This is a genomic window from Kitasatospora aureofaciens, from assembly GCF_019192735.1.
In the GTDB taxonomy this organism is placed as follows: domain Bacteria; phylum Actinomycetota; class Actinomycetes; order Streptomycetales; family Streptomycetaceae; genus Kitasatospora; species Kitasatospora aureofaciens_A.
Genome location: NZ_JAHTKP010000171.1, coordinates 1 through 1,369, shown reverse-complemented (window position 1 = coordinate 1,369; position 1,369 = coordinate 1). Strand labels below are relative to the sequence as shown.

Here is a 1,369-nt window from a genome sequence, read left to right as displayed (position 1 = left end):
CTGGAGGCGCTGGAGGCCGAGTCGGTGCACATCTTCCGCGAGGTCGCGGGGGAGTTCGAGCGCCCGGTGATCCTGTTCTCCGGCGGCAAGGACTCCATCGTCATGCTGCACCTGGCGCTCAAGGCCTTCCGGCCCGCCGCCGTCCCGTTCTCGCTGCTGCACGTCGACACCGGGCACAACTTCCCCGAGGTCATCGCCTACCGCGACCGCGTGGTGGCCGAGCACGGCCTGCGCCTGCACGTCGCCCACGTCCAGGACTTCATCGACGACGGCCGGCTGCGCGAGCGCCCGGACGGCACCCGCAACCCGCTGCAGACCGTCCCGCTGCTGGACGCCATCGAGTCGAACCGCTTCGACGCCGTCTTCGGCGGCGGCCGCCGCGACGAGGAGAAGGCCCGCGCCAAGGAGCGCGTCTTCTCCCTGCGCGACGAGTTCGGCGCCTGGGACCCGCGCCGCCAGCGCCCCGAGCTGTGGTCGCTCTACAACGGCCGGCACGCCGTCGGCGAGCACGTGCGCGTCTTCCCGCTCTCCAACTGGACCGAGCTGGACGTCTGGCAGTACATCGAGCGCGAGGGCATCGACCTCCCCGAGATCTACTACGCCCACGAGCGGGACGTCTTCTCCCGGGGCGGCATGTGGCTGACCGCCGGCGAGTGGGGCGGCCCGAAGGAGAACGAACCCGTCGAGCGGCGCCTCATCCGCTACCGCACCGTCGGCGACATGTCCTGCACCGGCGCCGTCGACTCCGACGCCACCGACATCCAGGCCGTGATCACCGAGATCGCCGCCAGCCGCCTCACCGAGCGCGGCGCGACGCGGGCCGACGACAAGATGTCCGAGGCAGCGATGGAAGACCGCAAGCGCGAGGGATACTTCTAATGAGCACCGTCCAGGAAACCACCGCCACCTCGCTGCTGCGCTTCGCCACCGCCGGATCCGTCGACGACGGCAAGTCCACCCTGGTCGGCCGGCTCCTGCACGACTCCAAGTCCGTGCTCGCCGACCAGCTGGAGGCCGTCGAGCGCGTCTCCCTGGGCCGCGGCCAGGACACCCCCGACCTCGCACTGCTCACCGACGGCCTGCGCGCCGAACGCGAGCAGGGCATCACCATCGACGTCGCCTACCGCTACTTCGCCACCCCCAGACGCCGGTTCATCCTCGCCGACACCCCGGGGCACGTGCAGTACACCCGCAATATGGTCACCGGCGCCTCCACCGCCGAACTCGCCGTCGTCCTCGTCGACGCCCGCAACGGCGTCGTCGAGCAGACCCGCCGCCACGCCGCCGTCACCGCACTGCTACGCGTGCCACACGTCGTCCTGGCCGTCAACAAGATGGACCTCGTCGACTACGCGGAGCCCGTCTTCGC

Annotated in this window: 2 protein-coding genes; both read left to right on the top strand. The window is 70.9% G+C overall.

Features of this window, described 5'->3' with window-relative positions; genetic code table 11:
• The coding region (gene cysD, locus KV557_RS41810; protein ID WP_218207356.1) for a sulfate adenylyltransferase subunit CysD at positions 1 to 879 on the top strand (879 nt) is incomplete at its 5' end.
• On the top strand, positions 879 to 1,369 hold a 491-nt coding region (locus KV557_RS41805), incomplete at its 3' end, for a GTP-binding protein (RefSeq protein ID WP_218207354.1). The genes cysD and KV557_RS41805, both read left to right, overlap by 1 nt.